Source organism: Comamonas brasiliensis (genome assembly GCF_018292285.1).
Lineage (GTDB): Bacteria > Pseudomonadota > Gammaproteobacteria > Burkholderiales > Burkholderiaceae_C > Comamonas > Comamonas brasiliensis.
Genome location: NZ_JAANES010000001.1, coordinates 496,192 through 513,993, shown reverse-complemented (window position 1 = coordinate 513,993; position 17,802 = coordinate 496,192). Strand labels below are relative to the sequence as shown.

Here is a 17,802-nt window from a genome sequence, read left to right as displayed (position 1 = left end):
CCCGTCCGCTACCAGCTCCCGCGCGGGGGCTGGGTACGGCGCTCATGCTGCAGCGCCTTGCCCAGCAGATCGACCATGTACTGCCGGTCCACCAGCCTGGCGAAGTCCGCTGCCGTCATATTGCGCTGGTTGCGCAGCGTGACGTCCGCCCCCTCCTGCAGCAGCAGCCTGACCACGGCTTCGCTGCTGTACTGGGCGGCCAGCATCAGCGGCGTGCTGCCGTTCGGCGATGCTGCGTCGATATAGGCGCTTTCTTCGAGCAGCAGCTTGATGATCTCCAGCGTCTGCGGCGTGTCGGCAGAGGCCGCATAGTGCAGCGGCGCCCAGCCCTCTCGATTCACGTCGGCGCCACGCTTGATCAGCTCGCGCACGATATCGAGGTGGCCCTTGATGCAGGCCATCATCAGCGGCGTCTCGTTCTGGCGCGAGGCCAGATTGACATCGATGCGCGGCGCCTTGAGCAGCACGTCAAAGACCTTGAGCGAGTCCTGATGCAAAGCCGCCACCAGCCCCGGTCGCCCGCGCGAATCCAGGGTGTTGGCGTTGAAGCCGCGAAAGATCAGATTCACCATGGCACTGGAGTTGTCGCTGACCAGCGCCCGCGAATAGTCCTCGTAGTCATTGGCCAGGGCCAGCCCTGGCAGGCCCGCCACCCCGACGACAGCAGCCCCCGCCCAGCGCAGACTCTGGCGGCGGTTCAATGACGATGCAATCGATGGGGCAGCAAAAAGACTCATGCACTCGCTCCAGAGTTCACGGACAAGGTCACGCCCTTGAACAGGCGGTCAAAGTTGGCACTGGTGGCGGCAGCCACCTCCTCGATGGAAATGCCGCGCACCTCGGCAATCTGCCTGGCCACAAAAGGCACGTAGGAAGGATTATTGGTCTTGCCTCGGTAGGGCACGGGCGCGAGATAGGGGCTGTCGGTTTCTATCAACAGCCGGTCCAGCGGCACGAAGGCCGCCACATCGCGCAGATGCTGGGCATTCTTGAAGGTCACGATGCCCGACAGGGAGATGTAGTAACCCATGTCCAGACCGGCACGGGCCACTTCGGCGGTTTCGGTGAAACAGTGAAAGACACCGCCGGCCTGAGTGCCGGAATCGGCCTCGCCGCACTCGCGCAAAATGCCCAAGGTGTCGTCGGAGCTGCTGCGGGTGTGGATGACCAGCGGTTTTTGCGTGATCTGCGCCGCCTTGATATGCGTGCGAAAACGCTCGCGCTGCCATTCCAGATCGGCAATCGTGCGACCGCCCTTGCGGTCTTCCATGCCGTAGTAATCGAGCCCGGTCTCGCCGATCGCCACCACGCGCGGCAGCGCGGCGCGCTCCACCAGATCCTGCACGCTGGGCTCGGTCATGTCTTCGGTATCGGGGTGCACGCCCACGGTGGCCCAGAAATTGTCATAGTCCAGCGCCAGCTGGTGCACCTCGGGAAACTCTTCCATCGTCGTGCTGATGCACAGCGCGCGCGTGACCTTGGCGGCAGCCATGGCCTCGCGGATCTGCGCAATATTGGCGCTCAGCTCGGGGAAATTCAGGTGGCAGTGGGAATCGGTAAACATAGAAATTGGACCGCCCCTGAGCGGCTGCGCCGCTTCCCCCCGGGGGACGACGCCATCGCTGCAAGACGGCTTTTGCTCGGCGCCTCTGGTGTGAGAGCGCGCCAGTATTAAAAATCACACGACTTACGCAAAACAGGTTTAGGCAAGCTGACTGGCGCAGAAGACAGGCTGTAGTTGAGTTCTTGTTTGCGTAAGTCCTAAATCAGATTGTCTGGGTCGGCTTCTCGGAGCTCAGGGCCGTGCCCAGAATCTGCTCGATCTTGGCCTTGAGCTCGGCAGACTTGGCATCCTTGGGAAACTGGATGCCCACGCCCTGGGTCCGGTTGCCGGAAGCGCGCTCTGGCGTCACCCAGGCCACCCGGCCCGCGACCGGATAGCGCTGCGGATCGTCGGGCAGGGTGAGCAGAACGTAGACATCATCGCCCAAACGATAGTCACGCTGCGTGGGCACAAAAATCCCCCCTTCGGCGAACAACGGAATATAGGCGGCATACAGCGCCGCCTTTTCCTTGATCGCCAGCTGCATCACGCTGGGACGAGGGGTGGTAGTTGCGTTCATAGTGGGTAGCGGAATTCTTGTGGCAGCCGGGCGGCGGTAGTGGCGAGGTTAACACCCGGGAATATTTTGACCAAACCGTGCTTCATGACCTAACGCACGGCTCTTGCGGCTTTGCCCGAGATCAGCACCGCCCGCGCCCTGGAGGCCAGGGCCTCCATCATCAGCCCGGCGTTGAAGGGGTGATCGGCCGTGCGCGCCGCCTGCACCAGCTCGCGCGACCATTCGGCCAGCAGCGCCATGGGCAGCGGCTTGCCCGGCAGATCGGCAGGCGAGAAATAGCGGGGCTCGCCGCCACCGGCCAGCGCCATCAGGTCGTGGCAGATTTTCTGCAGTGCCTGCACGGCATCCACCGGCGCAAAAGCCGCCAGCGCCGCCACATCCCCCTTGGCCAGCTGCCTTGGCAATTGGGCCCAGGCAGCGGCCTTGCCCGCGTCCGCCGCCATGCGCAGCGCATCGCCGGGTCGACCGCCTGCAGCCTGCAGGGCCGCAGCGGCATCCGGCTCGTTCAAACCTTGCGCCTGCAGCCACTGCGCGGCCTCGGCCGCCGCAGGCCAGGTCATGGTGTGCGTCAGGCAGCGGCTGCGAATGGTGGGCAGCAACTGGTGCGCGGCCTCGCTGGCCAGCACGAAGCGGGTGTCTCCGGGCGGCTCCTCCAGCGTCTTGAGCAGGGCGTTGGCGGTAATCGCATTCATTTGCTCGGCCGGGTAGACCAGCACGGCCTTGCCGCGTCCGCGCGCGCTGGTGCGCTGGCAGAACTCCACGGCATCGCGCATGGCTTCCACGCGGATTTCCTTGCTGGGCTTGCGCTTTTTGTCGTCGATGTCGGCCTGGGCCTTTTCCGGCAGCGGCCAGCCCAGCTCCATCATCTGCACCTCGGGCATGAGCACGCACAGATCGGCATGGGCACGCACATCTATGGCATGGCAACTGGCGCAGTGCCCACAAGCGCCTTGCGCAGACGGCTGCTCGCAGAGCCAGGCGCGCACTAGCGACAGTCCCAGTGCGTACTGGCCCAGACCCGAAGGGCCTTGCAGCAGCCAGGCATGACCACGCTGGGCCAGCAAACGGCCACGCTGCGAGGCGATCCAGGGCGCTTCGAGATCGGATTCACTCATGGCTTGCTGCCCACCATGATGGCCAGCCAGCCCTTGCGCACCACGGCCTGGGTGATCTGCTGCCACACGGCATGGCGGCTGGCATGGGCGTCGATACGCACAAAACGCTGAGGCGCCGTCCGGGCGCGCTCGGCATAACCTTGGGCCACTCGGGCAAAGAACTCGCCGGGCTGGGCTTCGAAGCGGTCGGGAACACGGGCCGTGGCCAGGCGCTCGGCCGCCACTTCGGCGGGCAGGTCAAACCAGAGCGTCATGTCGGGCTCGCGCATGAAATCCGGGGCCGGCCCTGCCTGCAGCGCCGTGCCGGTCTGCGCCATGCGCTCCAGAACCGACAGTTGCTCCCAGCTGAAGCCGCGGCCCGCGCCCTGGTAGGCAAAAGTGGCATCGGTAAAGCGGTCGCTGATGACCACCTCGCCGCGCGCCAGCGCCGGCTCTATGACCTGCACCAGATGGTCGCGCCGAGCCGCGAAGGCGATCAGCGCCTCGGTCAGCGGGTCCATGGCGTCATGCAGCATCAAGGCGCGCAGCTTTTCGGCCAGCGGCGTGCCACCGGGCTCGCGCGTGAGCGTGACCACTCGGCCCTGATCGCGAAAAGCCTGGGCCAGTGCCTCGATATGCGAGGACTTGCCCGCACCGTCGATGCCCTCAAAACTGATGAACAGACCCTTGGGTAAAGCTGTACTCACTGATATTTCCTCTAGTGCAGCGCATGGCGGCACCAGTTGTTTGATTCGACACAGGGCACAGGCCATGACCTGCCGCCCTCAAGGATTGCTTACTGACCGCGCTGGTAGCGGTTGACGGCCCTATTGTGCTCGTCCAGCGAGGCGCTGAAATGGCTGGTGCCATCGCCCCTGGCCACGAAGTACAGCGCCTTGGTCTGATCGGGCTGCACTGCCGCCATCAGCGCCGCCTTGCCGGGCATGGCGATCGGCGTGACGGGCAGGCCTGCACGGGTATAGGTGTTCCAGGGCGTGTCCTCCAGCAGATCGCGCTTGCGCAGGTTGCCGTCAAAGCTGGCCCCCACGCCATAGATCACCGAAGGATCGGTCTGCAGGCGCATACCTATGCGCAGGCGGTTGGAGAAAACGCCGGCAATCTGCGCCCGGTCTGCAGCGCGACCGGTTTCCTTTTCCACGATGCTGGCCAGGGTCAGGGCTTCATCGGCAGATTTGAGCGGGGTATTGGCCGCACGCATGGCCCAGGCATCGGCCAGACGGCGATCCATGGCGTGCAGTGCACGGCGCAGCACGGCCATGTCCGAGCTGCCCTTGGCATAGGTATAGGTGTCGGGGAAGAAACGGCCTTCGGGCGGCACGCCCACCCGACCCAGGGCCGTCATCACGGCTTCGTCACTGAGCCCTGCGCTGTCTTGCTTGAGGAATTCCTCACGCGCCAGCGCCGCTCGCACCTGGCGCCAGTTCCAGCCTTCGACAAGAGTCAGCGCACGCAGGCTTTCCTCGCCGCGCGCCAGCTTTTGCAACAGCACATAAGGTGTGAGACCGGTGCTCAGTTCGTAGTTGCCGGCCTTGATGGCGCGGTCCTTGCCCGAGAAGCGAAACCACGCATAGAGCAGGCGCGCATCGGTTTGCACCCCGGCCTTGACCACGTTCTGCGCCACGCCACGCGGCGTGGTGCCGGGTTCGATCTCCAGCTCCAGATTGGGTTCGGACAGCTGCAGCGGCTGGTTCAGCCACCACCAGGCGCCGCCTGCCGCCAGGGCAGCCAGCAGCAGCAAAAATATCAGTGCTCGAATAAGGGCACGCACAAGCTAGATCCATCAGTACACAGAGCGACGATCATAATTCAGCCATGACCCAGCCCAAGACGCTGCCCCTGAACGGCATTACCCCCATTTCCCACCTTGGTGTCATCCGCGCCGTTGGCGCCGACGCAGCCAGCTTTCTCCATGGCCAGTTGAGCAACGATTTCGCGCTGCTCAAGTTCGATCAGGCCCGCCTCGCAGCCTTTTGCACGGCCAAGGGCCGCATGCTGGCCAGCTTCATCGGCTTCAGGCGCAGCGCTGACGAAATTGTGCTGATCTGTGACCGCAGCCTGCTGGCTCCCACACTCAAGCGCCTGTCCATGTTTGTGCTGCGCGCCCAGTGCAAGCTCAGCGATGCGACGGCTGACTTTGCTCTTTACGGACTGACCGGCCAGGCTGCCGAGCAGCTTGCCGGCAAGGATGCAGCGGCCTGGACTCTGAGCCAGCAAGGCGATGCCCATGTGCTGGCGCTCTACCCCGCTGCAGGCAACCAGCGTGCGCTGTGGATCGGCCCTGCGGGTCAGGCCCCCGAAGGACAGCTGCTGAGCGAAGACCTCTGGCAATGGTCCGAAGTCCAGAGCGGCGTGGCCACGCTGTCGGCTCCGGTGGTTGATGCTTTTGTGCCTCAGATGCTGAACTACGAGTCCCTGGGCGGCGTCAACTTCAAGAAGGGCTGCTACCCCGGCCAGGAAGTGGTGGCCCGCAGCCAGTTCCGCGGCACGCTCAAGCGCCGCGCCTATCTGGTTCATGCCGAGCAGGCTCTGAGCGTGGGCCAGGAGGTGTTCAGCGCCGAAGACCTGGAGCAGGCCACCGGCACCGTGGTCCAGGCAGCAGCAACTCCGCAAGGAGGCTGGGACGCCATCGTCTCCATGCAGATTGCCTCCTCCACCCGCGACGATCTGTTTGCCCATGCGGCGCTGGCCGAAGGCCAGAGTGCCGATGCAGGCAAGGGCATTGCGCTTCAGGTCCTGCCCCTGCCCTACGAGCTGCTGGCGGATATCTAACCGTCCCCGGGCCCGCACTGACGCTGGCCCGGCATTGCCAGCCAGGCCACCGCTACACTTCGGCGCATGAGCAACTCTTCCCCGGACTACCGCCACCGCTGGCTGCTGGCCCTGGCCTGGGGGCTGCTCTGCGCCTTGATCCTGGCCCTGCAGTGGTGGCAGGCTCATGCTCGCCAGGAGCAGGAGCAGTTGCAGCTGACCCAGACCGTACAACGCCAGATGCTGGAGAAGGTGGCCCAGCACAAGGCCCACCTTACCGCCCTGACTGCCGTGGCACCGCTCGATGCAGCCAAGGAGTCATCGGCTCTGCAGCATATTGCGCAGTCGGTGCAGACCATTTACCCGCGCGTCCAGGAAATCCAGCTGGTCACGGCGGCCACGCCCGCCACCGGCAGTTGCCGGGACCCTGCCGTGGCGCAGACTGCCGCTCCGCTGGCGCCGCGAGCCAGCGCCAGCCTGCCTGACGCCCTGCACCCGGGTCATTATCTTTTTCTCAAAAAGATAGCAGACCCCGAAGGTTGGCTCTGCGTTCGCATTGATTCCTCTCACTTGCTGGATGATAAGGTCCTGCCCGATGACAGCGGGCTGCGCATCCGCCTTCATGACCACACCTTACTGGAGCCAGCTGCGCAGCTGCAGCAAAGCCACAAATTTGGCGAATTCACACTCGCCGGTTATGACCAGCCTCTGCAGGTGCAACTGCTCAGCCGCCCCCGCAGTCTGGTCAGCTGGAGCATGGCGCTGATCAGTGCCCTGATCAGCGCCATGCTGGTCGGTGCGGTTCATCTGATCTGGCAAAGCCGCCAGCAGGCCAGACGCCACCAGCAGCGCGCCCAGCTGCTGGCCAATGAAGCACAGCTGGCCCATGCCTCGCGCGTCAACGGCATGGGAGAGATGGCCTCGGGCATCGCACATGAGCTGGCCCAGCCCGTCACCGCCCTGCTCAGCCAGAGCCAGGCCGCATTGCGCGCCCACGAACTGGGCAAGACCGAACTGCTGGCGACTGCCCTGCAGGCCAATGTGCGCGAAGCCAGGCGCGCGGGTGCCATCCTGGAGCGCATGCGCAGCTATGTGAGCAATGCCCCCAGCCAGCCGCAGAGACTGGATCTGGCCCAGGTCGTCGATCAGGCCCTGCTGCTGCTGGAAGGCCCGGCACGCCAGGCCAAGGTGGCGCTGCACTGGCAGGCACCGCTGCAGCCCTGCAGTGCCTGGGCCGACCCGGTGGCGCTGGAGCAGGTGCTGCACAATCTGGTGCGCAATGCGCTCGATGCGCTTGGCCAGGCGCAGGGCGCGCAAGCCGCCATCAGCATCACGCTGGAGCAAAGCGGTGGCGAGGCCCTGCTCGCGGTGCAGGACAACGGCCCGGGCATGACTGCGGCCACGGCAGAGCGCATCTTCGAGCCGTTTTTCACCACCAAGTCCGACGGCATGGGGCTGGGCCTGCCGCTGTGCGCCACCTTGATGGAGCGCATGGGCGGCCGTCTGGAATATGTGCCCAGCCCGCATGGCGCCCGCTTTGTCATGCATCTGCCGCTGGATGGAACCGATTTGCCTGCATGATTTATCTGATCGATGATGACCCGTCGGTGCGCAACGCTCTGCATCTGCTGCTGCAGACCTATGAGCTGCCCGTGACCTGCTTTGAATCTCCTGCCGACTGCCTGGCCCATCTGGATCGCAGCCAGCCCGGCATCCTGATCACCGATCTGCGCATGCCCATGATGTCGGGCCTGCAGCTGCACGAGCAACTCATGGCACAGGGCGTGGACTGGCCCACGATAGTGATCACCGGCCACGGCGATCTGCATGCCTGCCGCCGTGCCTTCAAGGCGGGGGTCACCGACTTCCTGACCAAGCCCATCGAAGAGCAGACCCTGCTGCAGGCCATTGAGTCGGCGCAGGCACGGCTTGACCGGCAGGCCGAGCGCAACGAAGCCCGCCAAAGCCTGCGCGGCCTGACCGAGCGCGAGCGCGAGGTGCTGGAGCTGATCACCAAGGGCCTGGGCAGCAAGGAGATCGCAGCGGCGCTCGATATATCGGTGCGTACCGTGGACACACACCGCGCCAAACTGGCCGAAAAGCTGGGTACTGGCTCGGTCGCAGAACAGACAAGACTGCTGCTGACTGCAGCCTTGTAAGCGGCCAGACTCGGTAGGATTACCGATGGCCATCCGTTGCCTTGCGAATGGGCGCCGAAAGCAGCCCTTCTTAAAGTTCTGTCATCGCTTGTTCACCCCAATCCACAAGGAGCTTTGACATGAACCAACGCCTGCGCAACATCGCCTTCTGCACCCTGACCCTGGCCGCCGCCGCCGCTTCCGCAGCCACCGTTTCCACCCGTAGCATCGCCAGCGCCACTGCCTTGCAGCTGGCCCAGCAGACCGTGGCGGCCTGCAGCGCCGACGGCTACAACGTCAGCGCCTCGGTGCTGGACCGCTCGGGAGTGCTGCTGGCCATGGTGCGTGCCGACGGCGCCGGCCCTCATACCGTCGAAGCCTCGCGCGCCAAGGCCTTCACCTCGGCGTCGTCGCGCAACCCCACCAGCGGCATCGCCAAGGCCATTCAGTCCAATCCCGATGCGGCCGGCATGGCGAATATCCCCGGCTTCCTGGTGCTGGGTGGCGGCGTGCCCCTGAAGATCGGCAATGAAACCATTGGTGCGATTGGCGTGGCCGGTGCGCCTGGCGGCCATCTGGACGAAGCATGCGCCCAGAAGGCCATCACCGCGCTGAAGGATCAGTTGCAGTAATGCCCCCAGCACGCAGATGAGAACGAACAGAGTTCGAGCCTGCGTGCAACAAGGCCTGCGAAGCAGGCCGCCGCAGAGCGCTCCCGCCAGCGGGTGGCGCTCTCCTTCAGCCGCTGGGGCTCAGAACACCCCGTAGCGATAAGCCACATAGGCAGCCGCCGCCACCCCGATCAGACAGAGGACGGTCATGATTCTTGCCATGGACGCTCCTTTGCATCAAGCATCAAATCGGGCTTGAACACTTGCAGATAAAGCGTTTCAAGCTATCAAAACAGATGTATCAAAGCACTCTGCGCATCGTGATGTGGGGAATACCGGCCTCCTCATAAGGCTCGCCTACCGGCGTAAAGCCTGCGCGCAGATAGAAGACTTCGGCATGGCGCTGCGCGTGCAGCACGATTTCCTTGTCGCCGCGATCGCGCGCCGCATCCATCAGGCTTTCGAGCACCATGCGCCCCCAGCGACCGCCGCGCACGCTGCGATCCACGGCCATGCGGCCGATACGCCCCACGCCCGGCGCATCGCTGACCAGCCTGCCCGTAGCCACGGGCTGGTTCAGGCCATTGAACAGCACCACATGACGCGCCACGGGGTCTAGCTCGTCAATCTCGATCTCGCGCGGTACACCCTGCTCGCGCACAAACACGGCCAGGCGCAGGCGCTCGGCGTCGCGCCCCAGGTCGTTCCAGCTGCCCGAGCGCAGCGTGACGATCTCCTGCCCTGCTTCATAGGCCGTGAGCAGATCCCGCATGGCCTGGGGCACGGGCCTGGGGGTCTGCGTCGCCGCGTCGGCAAACACATAGATCAGCTCCACGGTGTTGAGCAGCTCCATGCCCCGGAAGATGCCTGCCTCGAACTGCAGCGAGGTATTGCCCTGTTTGACGCAGCGGATGCCGACATCCAGCACGTCGCCCAAAGTGGCCGAGCCGTGATAGACCGTGCTGGCCTTTTTCACAAACAGCTCGCCGCCCAGCGATGCAAAGCCGGCCTCATAGGGGATGGCCAGCTGGCGCCAGTAGTTGGTGATGGCCACATCGGCATACATCAGATAGTGGGCGTTGAAAACAATCTTCTGCGCGTCCACCTCGGCCCAGCGCACCTCGATACGCGTAAAGCTGCGAAAGTCCTGTCGATTCATAGTTCTTACTCTGGTTTCAATTCAATCCAAACGCGCCGCGCAAGGCTTGCGCCATGTCCCGGTGCGCCTGACGCGCCTCGGCAATCACGCGCCCCATCTTGACGAACTCATGGGTCACTCCCTTGTAGATTTCCAGATCCACGGCCACGCCCGCCATGCGCAACTTGTCAGCATATTCCACGCCTTCGTCCACCAGGGGGTCGCACTCTGCCAGACCGATCCAGGCAGGTGCGACATCGTCGACATCGGGTGCCAGCAAAGGAGCGAAGCGCCAATCCTCGCGGTCCTGGCGCCTGGCGATATATTGCGCAAAAAACCAGGTGATGGAAGCCTCTTCAAGCACCAGTCCATGGGCAAAGCGGCGATGAGAGTCGGTGTCCTGGTGCGCCGTGGTGCCGGGATAGATCAGCAGTTGCAGGGCCAGCTTGAGGCCGGTGTTGCGTGCTTCGATGGCGCAGGCTGCCGCCAGCGTACCGCCGGCGCTGTCGCCGCCGACAGCCAGGCGGCTGCCGTCCGCCCCCAGGTTTTGCGCATGGGCTGCCAGCCACTGCAGCGCGTCCCAGGCATCGTCATGTGCGACGGGAAACCGGAACTGTGGCGCCAGACGATAGTCCAGCGACACTACCATGCAACCCGCCAGGTGCGCGAGCTGACGGCAAAGCGCATCATGCGTGGCCACGCTGCCTACGGTAAAGCCGCCGCCGTGCAGATACAGCAGCACAGGCAAGCCCGCAGCGGGGGCTTCATCGCGACTCACAGGTGCATAGAGGCGGGCCGGCAGCTGCATGCCGTCGCGTGCAGGAATCTGCAGCTCCTCCACACGAGGCAAGGCCTGCTTGGGGATTTCAAGCACGCCGGCGCCAGCCTCATAGGCCGCCTTGGCAGCTTCCGCGCCGAGCTCGTGCATGGGAGTGCGCGCGGCCCGCTCCATGCGACGCAGCACATCGCGCATGGATGGTGTCAGACTGGCTGGCAAAGCCGCAGAAGAATCGGACATGATCACGACGGTAAAAAAACACAGGATGGCATTGTGCGTTGCAACTCCGAAGTCTGCAGGCCAATGCTGACAATTGTTCGGAATCGATACCATCGCAGACGTTCCGGGGAGCCAGCCCATGCTGGCGGCAGACTCAAGGCATCGGCCAAGGTGGGCAACATCGCATCGCGGCTGACAGTTAGCGGCAGCGGTTCATCGCTGAACCAACTGGCTGCGGCAGCCATTCAATGCGCCAAGGATTCCGCCCAGTAGTCCGAACCAGTGCGCCTGGGTGACGATATAGCCACCGATCAATTTCTGTTCGCGCAGATCAGGGCCGGCCCAAGACTGCCAGGCCAGCCAGCCCATCACAAGCAGCAGCACGGTGGCGGCCGCGGGGTCCCGGTGAAGCAGGACCTGCGGCAGGAGCATCCAGACAATCAGCCCGTAGAGCAGGCCCGACATGCCGACATAGTCGCTCACCTGAGGCGAGGTGAACCACAACAGCATAGAGACCAGAACGGCCAGAGAGCCCATGCAGGCAAGCAGACGCCTTGCCGTCCAGCTGGCATCCGCGAAAGAGCAGCACAACAGCAAGCCGCAGGCATTGATTGCGGCGTGAGCCCAGCTCAGGTGCACCCAGTGTGCCGACAGCAGCCTCCACCATTGCCCATCGGCAAGTGCCGCTGTCTCATAGCGCAGCAGTCCTCGCCATGCAGCAGGCAGGGCCTGCAGCAACGCCATCAGCATGCACATCAGCAGCGCGCACTGCCTCGGTGAGAGAGCTCCAGGGCCGGACTTCATGCCTGGGGCTCGGGCCTGAGCCACAGCCAGATCTGCACGCAGGCCATGACTGCCACCGCCGATGCGCTCAGCCAGGGGTTCTCGGCGACATGAAAGATCAGCGCAGAGCTGAACACCATGCTGGCACTGGCCATCCATTTGACGCGACGGCTTACCTGCCCGCCATCATCCCAGTTGCGCAACATGGGGCCGAACAGGGAGTGGGCATACAGCCAGCCGTGAAGCCTGGGCGAGCTGCGTACCGCCGCCCAGGCGGCCATCAGGATAAACACGGTCGTAGGCATGCCGGGCACCACGGCACCGATCAGGCCCAATATCACGCAGAGAACGGCGAAGACCATCAAAAGACAACGCAGGGGCAGGGAAAGGCGCTTATGCAATTCTTCCAGCCTTGGGGTCGGGAAGTCGGCGGATGAGGATGGTTCTGTCATGGATCAGGGAGGCGGAGAACGCACGATGCTCCATGCGATATCGCCGCCACGATTTCCTATCAGGTTCAATATATTGGCCAGCGCCGCGTCCTGTCCGGGTTCGGCCCCGGCCAGTCCTTGAAAGCGCCACCGGCCCGCAAGCTGCTGGCCTTTTCCGCTCAGTTGCAGCGCACCTTGCAGCGTCTGCAGCTCAAAGGCCGGACCCGCGCCTGCGCGCTGAGCGGCAAGTGCCATGCGATAGCTGCCCAGCGGGCGCAGCGTGGAGAGCCGGGAAGACAGCGACAAGGCCTTCAACTCCAGACGCCCCTGCATGAAGTCAGTCTCCATGCTCTCGGGCCATTGAAGAAAGGACGAGGACAGCTGAAGCTGACCGTCCAGGCCCAGTGTGTTCCAGGGAGTCCCCAGGCCCGCAAGCAGCTGGGCCGGCAGTTGCCAGTCCAGCCCTGACAGCTGAAACACCCGTCTCAAGGGCAGCCAACGCAGCTGCGCCGCTTGTCGCTGACAGCAAGCATGCTCAACGGCGACGCCAACACCCCAGTCCTGCAGGCGCAGGCCCTGCGCCTCGCTGCTGCGGGCCGGATGCAGACTCCAGCTCAACCGCCCCGGCAAGGCTTGCGCATCATGGCTGCCCGCTCCGCCCGCCAGCATCAGCACTGCGGACCCCTTCCAGACCGAGCCACGCACGTCCTGCAGCGCGATGCGCTGGCCGCTCGCCATGGCGACCTGGGCCGCAAGCCAGTGTGCGGGAAAAAAAGCCAGCAGGCACAGCACGCCGCCGAGCAGCCCTCCGGCCATGGCCCAGCGCCATGGCGAGCCGGCCGTTGAAGGCCTCGAGCGGCCGCTTCTGCGCCAATGCGTTCCAGCTACCACGGTACGCAACAATGCTCAGGCAGCGATGGCTGCAGGCTGCGGAAAATAGCGCTCCAGCAAGCTGCCAAAGCGGTCATAGGCAGCATTGGCACCGGCAATCACCTTGTCCTGGATTGCGGCATCGTCGAGCGCCGGCGCGTCGAGCGACGCCACAAACGCACGCCAGGCCAAGGCCCGGCCCTGCGGATAGGCCGCCAGATTGCGGGCCCCGAAGGTCTCCGACAAACCCAGACGATCCCTGGCTTCCTTGAACAGAAAGGCTGCCCCGAGGGTCGAGCCCTCCGACACATACAGCCACCCCAGGGCCTCGGGCATGCCTACGGCCTCGCTGCCTAGTGCTCCTTGCGGAAGCTCTGCCCCCAGATCGGCCAGATCCGCCAGCGAAGCCTCCTGGCGCCCGCGCGCTTCCAGGTCAGGGACTGCTGCCTTGACGGCGGTATCCTGGAACAGATGCTCCACGTCGCGCTGGAACAGGTATTGGGCAGCGACAAAGCGCGCATAGCTGCCGCGATCGGCAAATGGATTGCCTCGCTCCATGAGCTCATGCATGCGCTCATGCTGCTGCGCGGTCTCCGTCTTGAGACGCTGGGAAAGTCGGGCCCCGCTCAAGGGGCTGGTTTGCAGATTCATGGTATTTCCTGACTTCAATTCGATGGCGGAGCAGCTCCGGGCTGGTTCAACCCGGAGTCGCCTTGCTCCAGGTTTCGCCTCAGTTCTGCGAGGACTTCAAGCTGCGACGGCGTGCCCAGGCCAGTGCCGCCAACGGCGCCAGCAGCCAGGCGCCCAAAGGACCTCCTCCGCCGCCGCCATTGCTGCTGTTGCCCGTCTCTGTGCTGCCGCCGCTACCCGTTCCGGGCTGCGTGACTGCAGTGGCCTGCACCGTGACCTTGCTGGTCACGGGCTGGCCGTCGTTCTGGCTGCTGCAAGTCAGGCTGAAGCTGTTCTCTCCCTCGACCGCCAGTACCACGGGCACCTTGCTGCCGCTGGTCTGCTGAGCACCGCTCCAGGCGCCGCTGGCCGTGCAACTGCTGGCCTGGGTGGTGGACCAGCTCAGGTGAATGGAGGATCCCACAGCAGCCGTGGCCACAGAGGCGGTCAGCGCTTCGCTGAATGACGCTGTAGGCAGGGGTACGTCAAAGGAGAAGATCGTGCCGTTGCCGGGCGCGGCCGCGGTCGTCGTCACCGGCTGGCCGTCACCACCGACGTTGGCCGCACCATAGAGCTTTTGCACACCACCCGCGACCGCACCGGCGCTCAGGCCGGTCAAGCTTCCGCCTTCGCTGCCCATGTCGAAACGATGCAGGACTTCGTAGCTGTCGTCCGCGTGATCGGCGGTGGCTCCAACCTTGATGCGGTACAGAGTTCCCGCGCCATACGGCGTGCCCAGGCCGGTTTTGGGCGCGTTCATGGTCGAACCATCGGTGGCCGTCGTTCCGTAGATATTGCCGTCTGCTGCCAGAACCAGCGGGCCGGATGGAGCGCTACCGTCGGCCTGCGCCGTGCCATCGAGCGCCACAGTGTCAGCGCCGCGGAAATAGTGCACGACGGCAAAGCTGTTGGGGTCCGATTTCTTCACGCGCCAGATCGTGCCGCCGTAACGGCTGTCCATTGAATTGCCCGCCGTGGGCGCATTGAATTGCGTCGTGCCGTACAACCATTCACCGACCTCGACCATGCCCACCACACGCGCGCCCTTGGCCGTTGGCTCCCCATCGCGGGCTCGCATAAAGGTGTGCAGCAGTTCGACCTTGGACGAATCCAGCGCGCCCTTTCCGGCAACGCCTTCCTCGATGGCAGCCTTGCTCAACTTGACCAGCGTTCCCACCGAGCGCCCCTGATAGTCCGAGGTAAGCGTGCTGTCCACCACGCCATCTGCCGACACCCCGGTCAGCACGTACAAGGCCTGGTCCTTGCTGCTCCACACACTGGCCACCGGTGCACCGCCCTTGGGGTGCAACTGCTTGTTGCCTTGTTGCTCCTCGTAATCGCAGAAATTCAACACCTTGGAGTAGCTCTGATCGGCATTCATGCGCCACAGAATATTGGCCGTGGTACTCGCGCCGCAAGCCGATGCTGATTCACCCGAGCCCATATAGAGATTGCCTGCGGTGTCGAGGGCCATGGTTCCCAGTGGCTTGAAGCTGGGTGCGGGCAGCGCCACAGCCTTGCCGCCCTTGATACTGAAGACTGCGCCTGCAGTTTCCCAGGGAAAGCCACCCGGTGGAACGGCTCCATTGCCAGCAACAAGAAAGCCACCATCGGCCGTAGGCACCAGCGGGGTCGATCCCTGGTAGATGCTGCCCAGCAGTTCGAAGCGGTGGTTGGCACCTGTGGTGTCGAGGCCATAGACCGTACCCTGGCCCCAGAAGGCCGGCGCAACGGCCGTGGCGCCCAGGAAGGTGTGACCATAGAGGCGGCCATCAGCAGCCAGCACCGGTGGCACGGCCGGCTTGGCTCCACCGTTGTTGATGCCGCCAAACTTGTGCAACACCGTGGGCTTGAAGGCGGCTGGCAGCGTCTGAGCCACGGCATGCGCCAATGGCAGAGCCAGTGCAAGAGCGGGAAATGCGACACGTGCAACACGCCGCAGAGCGGGTTGGATTGAATTCATTGCCATTGACTTTCCTGGTGTAAAAAACGATGTGAAAAGGACACGCTCAGCCGAGCGTCTGGGAGTGGCGTGCGCGGCGGCGGTACACCGCCAAGCCCGCCAAGGGAGCCAAAAGCCACAAAGCCAGAGGCCCACCACCGCCATTGCCGTAGGAGACCTGGTTGCCGTCCTCTGCGGTTGCCGGAGTGCTGACATAGACCACGGTGGAAGCTGAGACCTGGGCACCTGCAGCACCGCTTGCTACATCACAGGTCAGGGTGTAGCGATAGGTGCCCCGGGCCGGACGTAGCTCGACGCTGCCCTGTGTGGCCACGGAGCCCACCCAGTCGCCTGCTGTCGATGCCGCAGAGCATTGCTTGGCGTTATTGGTGATCCAGGTCAATGAGACGGTTTCACCGGCCTTGATCTCACCGGCGCTAGCCACGAGACTGGCATCGGCACGCGGGGTTTCGGCCGAGTCCACGGCGAGCTGGAAAACAGTGCCGTAATCGGTGGCAACCTTCAGGCCCGCACTGTTCAGATAGTGACCACCCATGGCCGTCACGCCATACAGGCGACCGTCTGCGCCAGCGCGCACACCTACGGGTTTGCGCCCGTCACTGCCGGAAAAGGAATGCACCAGCTCGAAACCGCTCTGCGTTACCTGACCTTCGCCATTCACCACTATGCTTGCTGGTCGGATGCGATAGACCGCGCCGCAGCCGACTTCGGAATTAGCCGCCGCGCTGGACGGCGCGCACAGATTGCCGCCACCGGACATGGTCGTGCCGTAGATGGCACCATCGGCCCCCAAAGCCATGGGGCCGCGCGGCGTGGCGCCATCGGCATTGTTGAAGGTATGCAGTATCTGCAACGGCCCGCCCGCCTTGGCAATGCGATACAACGCGCCATAGGGCTTGGGTCCGTCGTAATAGGGCAAATCCTTGATGTAGCTCAGGGTGGTGCTAGGCGCCCATTTGCGCGAGCCGCAGGAGGGGTTGTCACGCGAGATGCTCTTGATCCAGGTACCTGTGATGCTGCTGTTGGCATGCACATAGCAGTCGCCGACCGAAGTCCCCCCGTAGAGATAGCCGTCACCACCATCAATCAGTGACGACAGGCTGTGCTCCTGCCCTGAGCCCATGGTCCGATTGGTCACGTCGCCGCCCGCCGTCACCCCCGCTTCGTAGGGAATGCCGCTGGGATACAGCACAAAGCCTTCGCTGTTGGCGTTGTCATGGATGTTGATTTCGCCTTCGGCAAGCGTGAAGGTGTGCAGCACGGCAAAACCCGAGCCGTCGGCTGCATTGATGCGGTAGAGCGTTCCCGTGGGCGTGGTCGCTGCGGTCGGCGTCGACGGTGCCAGCGGCAGTCCGCGGTTGTATGCGGTCACGCCATACAGCACGCCGTCCTTGCCCAGAATCAGGTCGTTTGCCGTCTGGCGCATGCCCGAAGGCCCGGCCGAAAACTCATGCAGCGTGCTTACCTTGCCGGAGGCGATATCGATCTTGAAAACCCGCCCCTGTCCCTTGGGCCCCTTGTCGATGCCATAGAGGTTGTCCTGCGCATCAATGACCAGCGCGCCATTGGGTGAATACAGCTGATCGCGCGTACCTTGCACCAAGGCGGAATTGGCCCCGTCATAGTCTGTACGGACAATGACGCCCAGGCCCACGGCAGGCGAATAGGAAATATCGCTGGGCTGGTTCTTGCCCGCATTCTTTTGGCCGTTGATAGTCGTCATCACCGCGTACAGACTGCCGTCGGATGCGCGCACCGGCGTGCCCGAGATGCGACCATGCAGATCATTGGCCGGGTTATAGGCTACGCGCTCATAGACTGAGACCCCGGCTCGCATGGTGTACATGCCGAACGCGGTATACATCTGCGAGGACAAGACCGATGGCCCGCCGCCGTTGAAACCGCCAAACAAATAGCCAGCACTCGAACCAGGGCGCACCGCATACAGGGGTGGGGATGTCGGGTAGCGGGCGCCGGGCCAGCCAATCGTTCCATCGGGCGTGGTGACATCGTCGCCGGCGGGCCGCAAGGAGGTGAGCATGGTCAGCCGGGCATCGCTGACCTTGGTCTGCGCGGCGGACGGCATGGCGGCACAAAGCGCCACGGCGATGCAGGCTGCGGCGGGCCAATGCTGCGGCCAGCCATGAAGAGCGGAAAAGGACATCACATGGACCTTTGGGAAAAGACGGACGGATGGAAACAGCGGCAAGGCGCAG

18 protein-coding genes are annotated in these 17,802 nt (G+C 64.2%); 4 read left to right on the top strand and 14 right to left on the bottom strand.

Going from position 1 to position 17,802, the window contains the following annotated elements; genetic code table 11:
• Window positions 1-8: 8 nt before the first annotated feature.
• The 6 genes from DJFAAGMI_RS02320 to mltG all read right to left on the bottom strand — a co-directional run bounded on the left by DJFAAGMI_RS02320 (window position 9) and on the right by mltG (window position 5,006).
• Window positions 9-737 carry an ankyrin repeat domain-containing protein gene (locus DJFAAGMI_RS02320; protein ID WP_043007531.1) on the bottom strand — a complete coding sequence of 243 codons (729 nt, stop codon included), beginning with the start codon at window positions 735-737 and terminating at the stop codon, window positions 9-11.
• Window positions 734-1,564, bottom strand: a complete 831-nt coding sequence (locus DJFAAGMI_RS02315) for a TatD family hydrolase (RefSeq protein WP_211455796.1) — start codon at window positions 1,562-1,564, stop codon at window positions 734-736. The genes DJFAAGMI_RS02320 and DJFAAGMI_RS02315 overlap by 4 nt, the downstream gene beginning before the upstream one ends.
• A 202-nt stretch (window positions 1,565-1,766) precedes the next feature.
• Window positions 1,767-2,123 carry a PilZ domain-containing protein gene (locus tag DJFAAGMI_RS02310; RefSeq protein ID WP_003056839.1) on the bottom strand — a complete coding sequence of 119 codons (357 nt, stop codon included), beginning with the start codon at window positions 2,121-2,123 and terminating at the stop codon, window positions 1,767-1,769.
• Window positions 2,124-2,212: 89 nt separating this feature from the next.
• The gene (locus tag DJFAAGMI_RS02305) at window positions 2,213-3,238 is read right to left on the bottom strand and encodes a DNA polymerase III subunit delta' (protein ID WP_211455795.1); all 1,026 of its coding nucleotides are present in this window, start codon (window positions 3,236-3,238) and stop codon (window positions 2,213-2,215) included.
• Window positions 3,235-3,924, bottom strand: a complete 690-nt coding sequence (gene tmk / locus DJFAAGMI_RS02300; RefSeq protein ID WP_211455794.1) for a dTMP kinase — start codon at window positions 3,922-3,924, stop codon at window positions 3,235-3,237. The genes DJFAAGMI_RS02305 and tmk overlap by 4 nt, the downstream gene beginning before the upstream one ends.
• Window positions 3,925-4,013: 89 nt before the next feature.
• Window positions 4,014-5,006 (bottom strand): endolytic transglycosylase MltG, encoded by a 993-nt coding sequence (gene mltG, locus DJFAAGMI_RS02295; RefSeq protein ID WP_043007538.1) that lies wholly within the window; start codon window positions 5,004-5,006, stop codon window positions 4,014-4,016.
• A gap of 44 nt (window positions 5,007-5,050) precedes the next feature.
• Here mltG and ygfZ point away from each other — a divergent pair, with 44 nt between their 5' ends.
• The 4 genes from ygfZ to DJFAAGMI_RS02275 all read left to right on the top strand — a co-directional run bounded on the left by ygfZ (window position 5,051) and on the right by DJFAAGMI_RS02275 (window position 8,756).
• Window positions 5,051-6,007: a CAF17-like 4Fe-4S cluster assembly/insertion protein YgfZ gene (gene ygfZ, locus DJFAAGMI_RS02290; RefSeq protein ID WP_211455793.1), complete on the top strand. Its 957-nt coding sequence runs from the start codon at window positions 5,051-5,053 to the stop codon at window positions 6,005-6,007.
• Between the two features lie 66 nt (window positions 6,008-6,073).
• The gene (locus DJFAAGMI_RS02285) at window positions 6,074-7,567 is read left to right on the top strand and encodes a sensor histidine kinase (RefSeq protein ID WP_211455792.1); all 1,494 of its coding nucleotides are present in this window, start codon (window positions 6,074-6,076) and stop codon (window positions 7,565-7,567) included.
• Window positions 7,564-8,145 (top strand): response regulator transcription factor, encoded by a 582-nt coding sequence (locus tag DJFAAGMI_RS02280; protein WP_211455791.1) that lies wholly within the window; start codon window positions 7,564-7,566, stop codon window positions 8,143-8,145. The genes DJFAAGMI_RS02285 and DJFAAGMI_RS02280 overlap by 4 nt, the downstream gene beginning before the upstream one ends.
• 119 nt (window positions 8,146-8,264) lie before the next feature.
• Entirely contained in the window at window positions 8,265-8,756 is a 492-nt protein-coding gene (locus DJFAAGMI_RS02275) for a GlcG/HbpS family heme-binding protein (protein ID WP_043007546.1), read from the top strand.
• Window positions 8,757-9,036: 280 nt separating this feature from the next.
• Here DJFAAGMI_RS02275 and DJFAAGMI_RS02270 read toward each other — a convergent pair whose 3' ends face one another.
• The 8 genes from DJFAAGMI_RS02270 to DJFAAGMI_RS02235 all read right to left on the bottom strand — a co-directional run bounded on the left by DJFAAGMI_RS02270 (window position 9,037) and on the right by DJFAAGMI_RS02235 (window position 17,750).
• Window positions 9,037-9,894, bottom strand: a complete 858-nt coding sequence (locus DJFAAGMI_RS02270) for a GNAT family N-acetyltransferase (protein ID WP_211455790.1) — start codon at window positions 9,892-9,894, stop codon at window positions 9,037-9,039.
• A gap of 16 nt (window positions 9,895-9,910) precedes the next feature.
• Window positions 9,911-10,891 (bottom strand): alpha/beta hydrolase, encoded by a 981-nt coding sequence (locus DJFAAGMI_RS02265; protein ID WP_211455789.1) that lies wholly within the window; start codon window positions 10,889-10,891, stop codon window positions 9,911-9,913.
• A 192-nt stretch (window positions 10,892-11,083) separates the two neighbouring features.
• Complete coding sequence (gene rrtA, locus DJFAAGMI_RS02260; protein WP_211455788.1) at window positions 11,084-11,620, bottom strand: rhombosortase; 537 nt, start codon at window positions 11,618-11,620, stop codon at window positions 11,084-11,086.
• A gap of 50 nt (window positions 11,621-11,670) precedes the next feature.
• Window positions 11,671-12,015, bottom strand: coding sequence for a YbaN family protein (locus DJFAAGMI_RS02255; RefSeq protein WP_003056858.1), 345 nt, complete (start codon window positions 12,013-12,015; stop codon window positions 11,671-11,673).
• Window positions 12,016-12,108: 93 nt separating this feature from the next.
• Window positions 12,109-12,900: a type II secretion system protein N gene (gspN, locus tag DJFAAGMI_RS02250; protein ID WP_211455787.1), complete on the bottom strand. Its 792-nt coding sequence runs from the start codon at window positions 12,898-12,900 to the stop codon at window positions 12,109-12,111.
• A gap of 90 nt (window positions 12,901-12,990) precedes the next feature.
• Window positions 12,991-13,605 (bottom strand): biliverdin-producing heme oxygenase, encoded by a 615-nt coding sequence (locus DJFAAGMI_RS02245; RefSeq protein ID WP_211455786.1) that lies wholly within the window; start codon window positions 13,603-13,605, stop codon window positions 12,991-12,993.
• 79 nt (window positions 13,606-13,684) lie between these two features.
• Window positions 13,685-15,586 (bottom strand): choice-of-anchor tandem repeat GloVer-containing protein, encoded by a 1,902-nt coding sequence (locus DJFAAGMI_RS02240; RefSeq protein ID WP_211455785.1) that lies wholly within the window; start codon window positions 15,584-15,586, stop codon window positions 13,685-13,687.
• Window positions 15,587-15,632: 46 nt separating this feature from the next.
• Entirely contained in the window at window positions 15,633-17,750 is a 2,118-nt protein-coding gene (locus DJFAAGMI_RS02235) for a choice-of-anchor tandem repeat GloVer-containing protein (protein WP_211455784.1), read from the bottom strand.
• Window positions 17,751-17,802: the final 52 nt, after the last annotated feature.

Coding starts and splice junctions, on each gene's coding strand:
- DJFAAGMI_RS02255 (WP_003056858.1), bottom strand. CDS start 12,015: ATGGTCTTCGCCGTTCTCTGCGTGATATTGGGCCTGATCGGTGCCGTG.
- DJFAAGMI_RS02275 (WP_043007546.1), top strand. CDS start 8,265: ATGAACCAACGCCTGCGCAACATCGCCTTCTGCACCCTGACCCTGGCC.
- ygfZ (WP_211455793.1), top strand. CDS start 5,051: ATGACCCAGCCCAAGACGCTGCCCCTGAACGGCATTACCCCCATTTCC.
- DJFAAGMI_RS02305 (WP_211455795.1), bottom strand. CDS start 3,238: ATGAGTGAATCCGATCTCGAAGCGCCCTGGATCGCCTCGCAGCGTGGC.
- DJFAAGMI_RS02280 (WP_211455791.1), top strand. CDS start 7,564: ATGATTTATCTGATCGATGATGACCCGTCGGTGCGCAACGCTCTGCAT.
- DJFAAGMI_RS02285 (WP_211455792.1), top strand. CDS start 6,074: ATGAGCAACTCTTCCCCGGACTACCGCCACCGCTGGCTGCTGGCCCTG.
- DJFAAGMI_RS02245 (WP_211455786.1), bottom strand. CDS start 13,605: ATGAATCTGCAAACCAGCCCCTTGAGCGGGGCCCGACTTTCCCAGCGT.
- DJFAAGMI_RS02270 (WP_211455790.1), bottom strand. CDS start 9,894: ATGAATCGACAGGACTTTCGCAGCTTTACGCGTATCGAGGTGCGCTGG.
- DJFAAGMI_RS02235 (WP_211455784.1), bottom strand. CDS start 17,750: ATGTCCTTTTCCGCTCTTCATGGCTGGCCGCAGCATTGGCCCGCCGCA.
- DJFAAGMI_RS02320 (WP_043007531.1), bottom strand. CDS start 737: ATGAGTCTTTTTGCTGCCCCATCGATTGCATCGTCATTGAACCGCCGC.
- rrtA (WP_211455788.1), bottom strand. CDS start 11,620: ATGCTGATGGCGTTGCTGCAGGCCCTGCCTGCTGCATGGCGAGGACTG.
- gspN (WP_211455787.1), bottom strand. CDS start 12,900: ATGGCCGGAGGGCTGCTCGGCGGCGTGCTGTGCCTGCTGGCTTTTTTT.
- DJFAAGMI_RS02240 (WP_211455785.1), bottom strand. CDS start 15,586: ATGAATTCAATCCAACCCGCTCTGCGGCGTGTTGCACGTGTCGCATTT.
- DJFAAGMI_RS02265 (WP_211455789.1), bottom strand. CDS start 10,891: ATGTCCGATTCTTCTGCGGCTTTGCCAGCCAGTCTGACACCATCCATG.
- DJFAAGMI_RS02310 (WP_003056839.1), bottom strand. CDS start 2,123: ATGAACGCAACTACCACCCCTCGTCCCAGCGTGATGCAGCTGGCGATC.
- DJFAAGMI_RS02315 (WP_211455796.1), bottom strand. CDS start 1,564: ATGTTTACCGATTCCCACTGCCACCTGAATTTCCCCGAGCTGAGCGCC.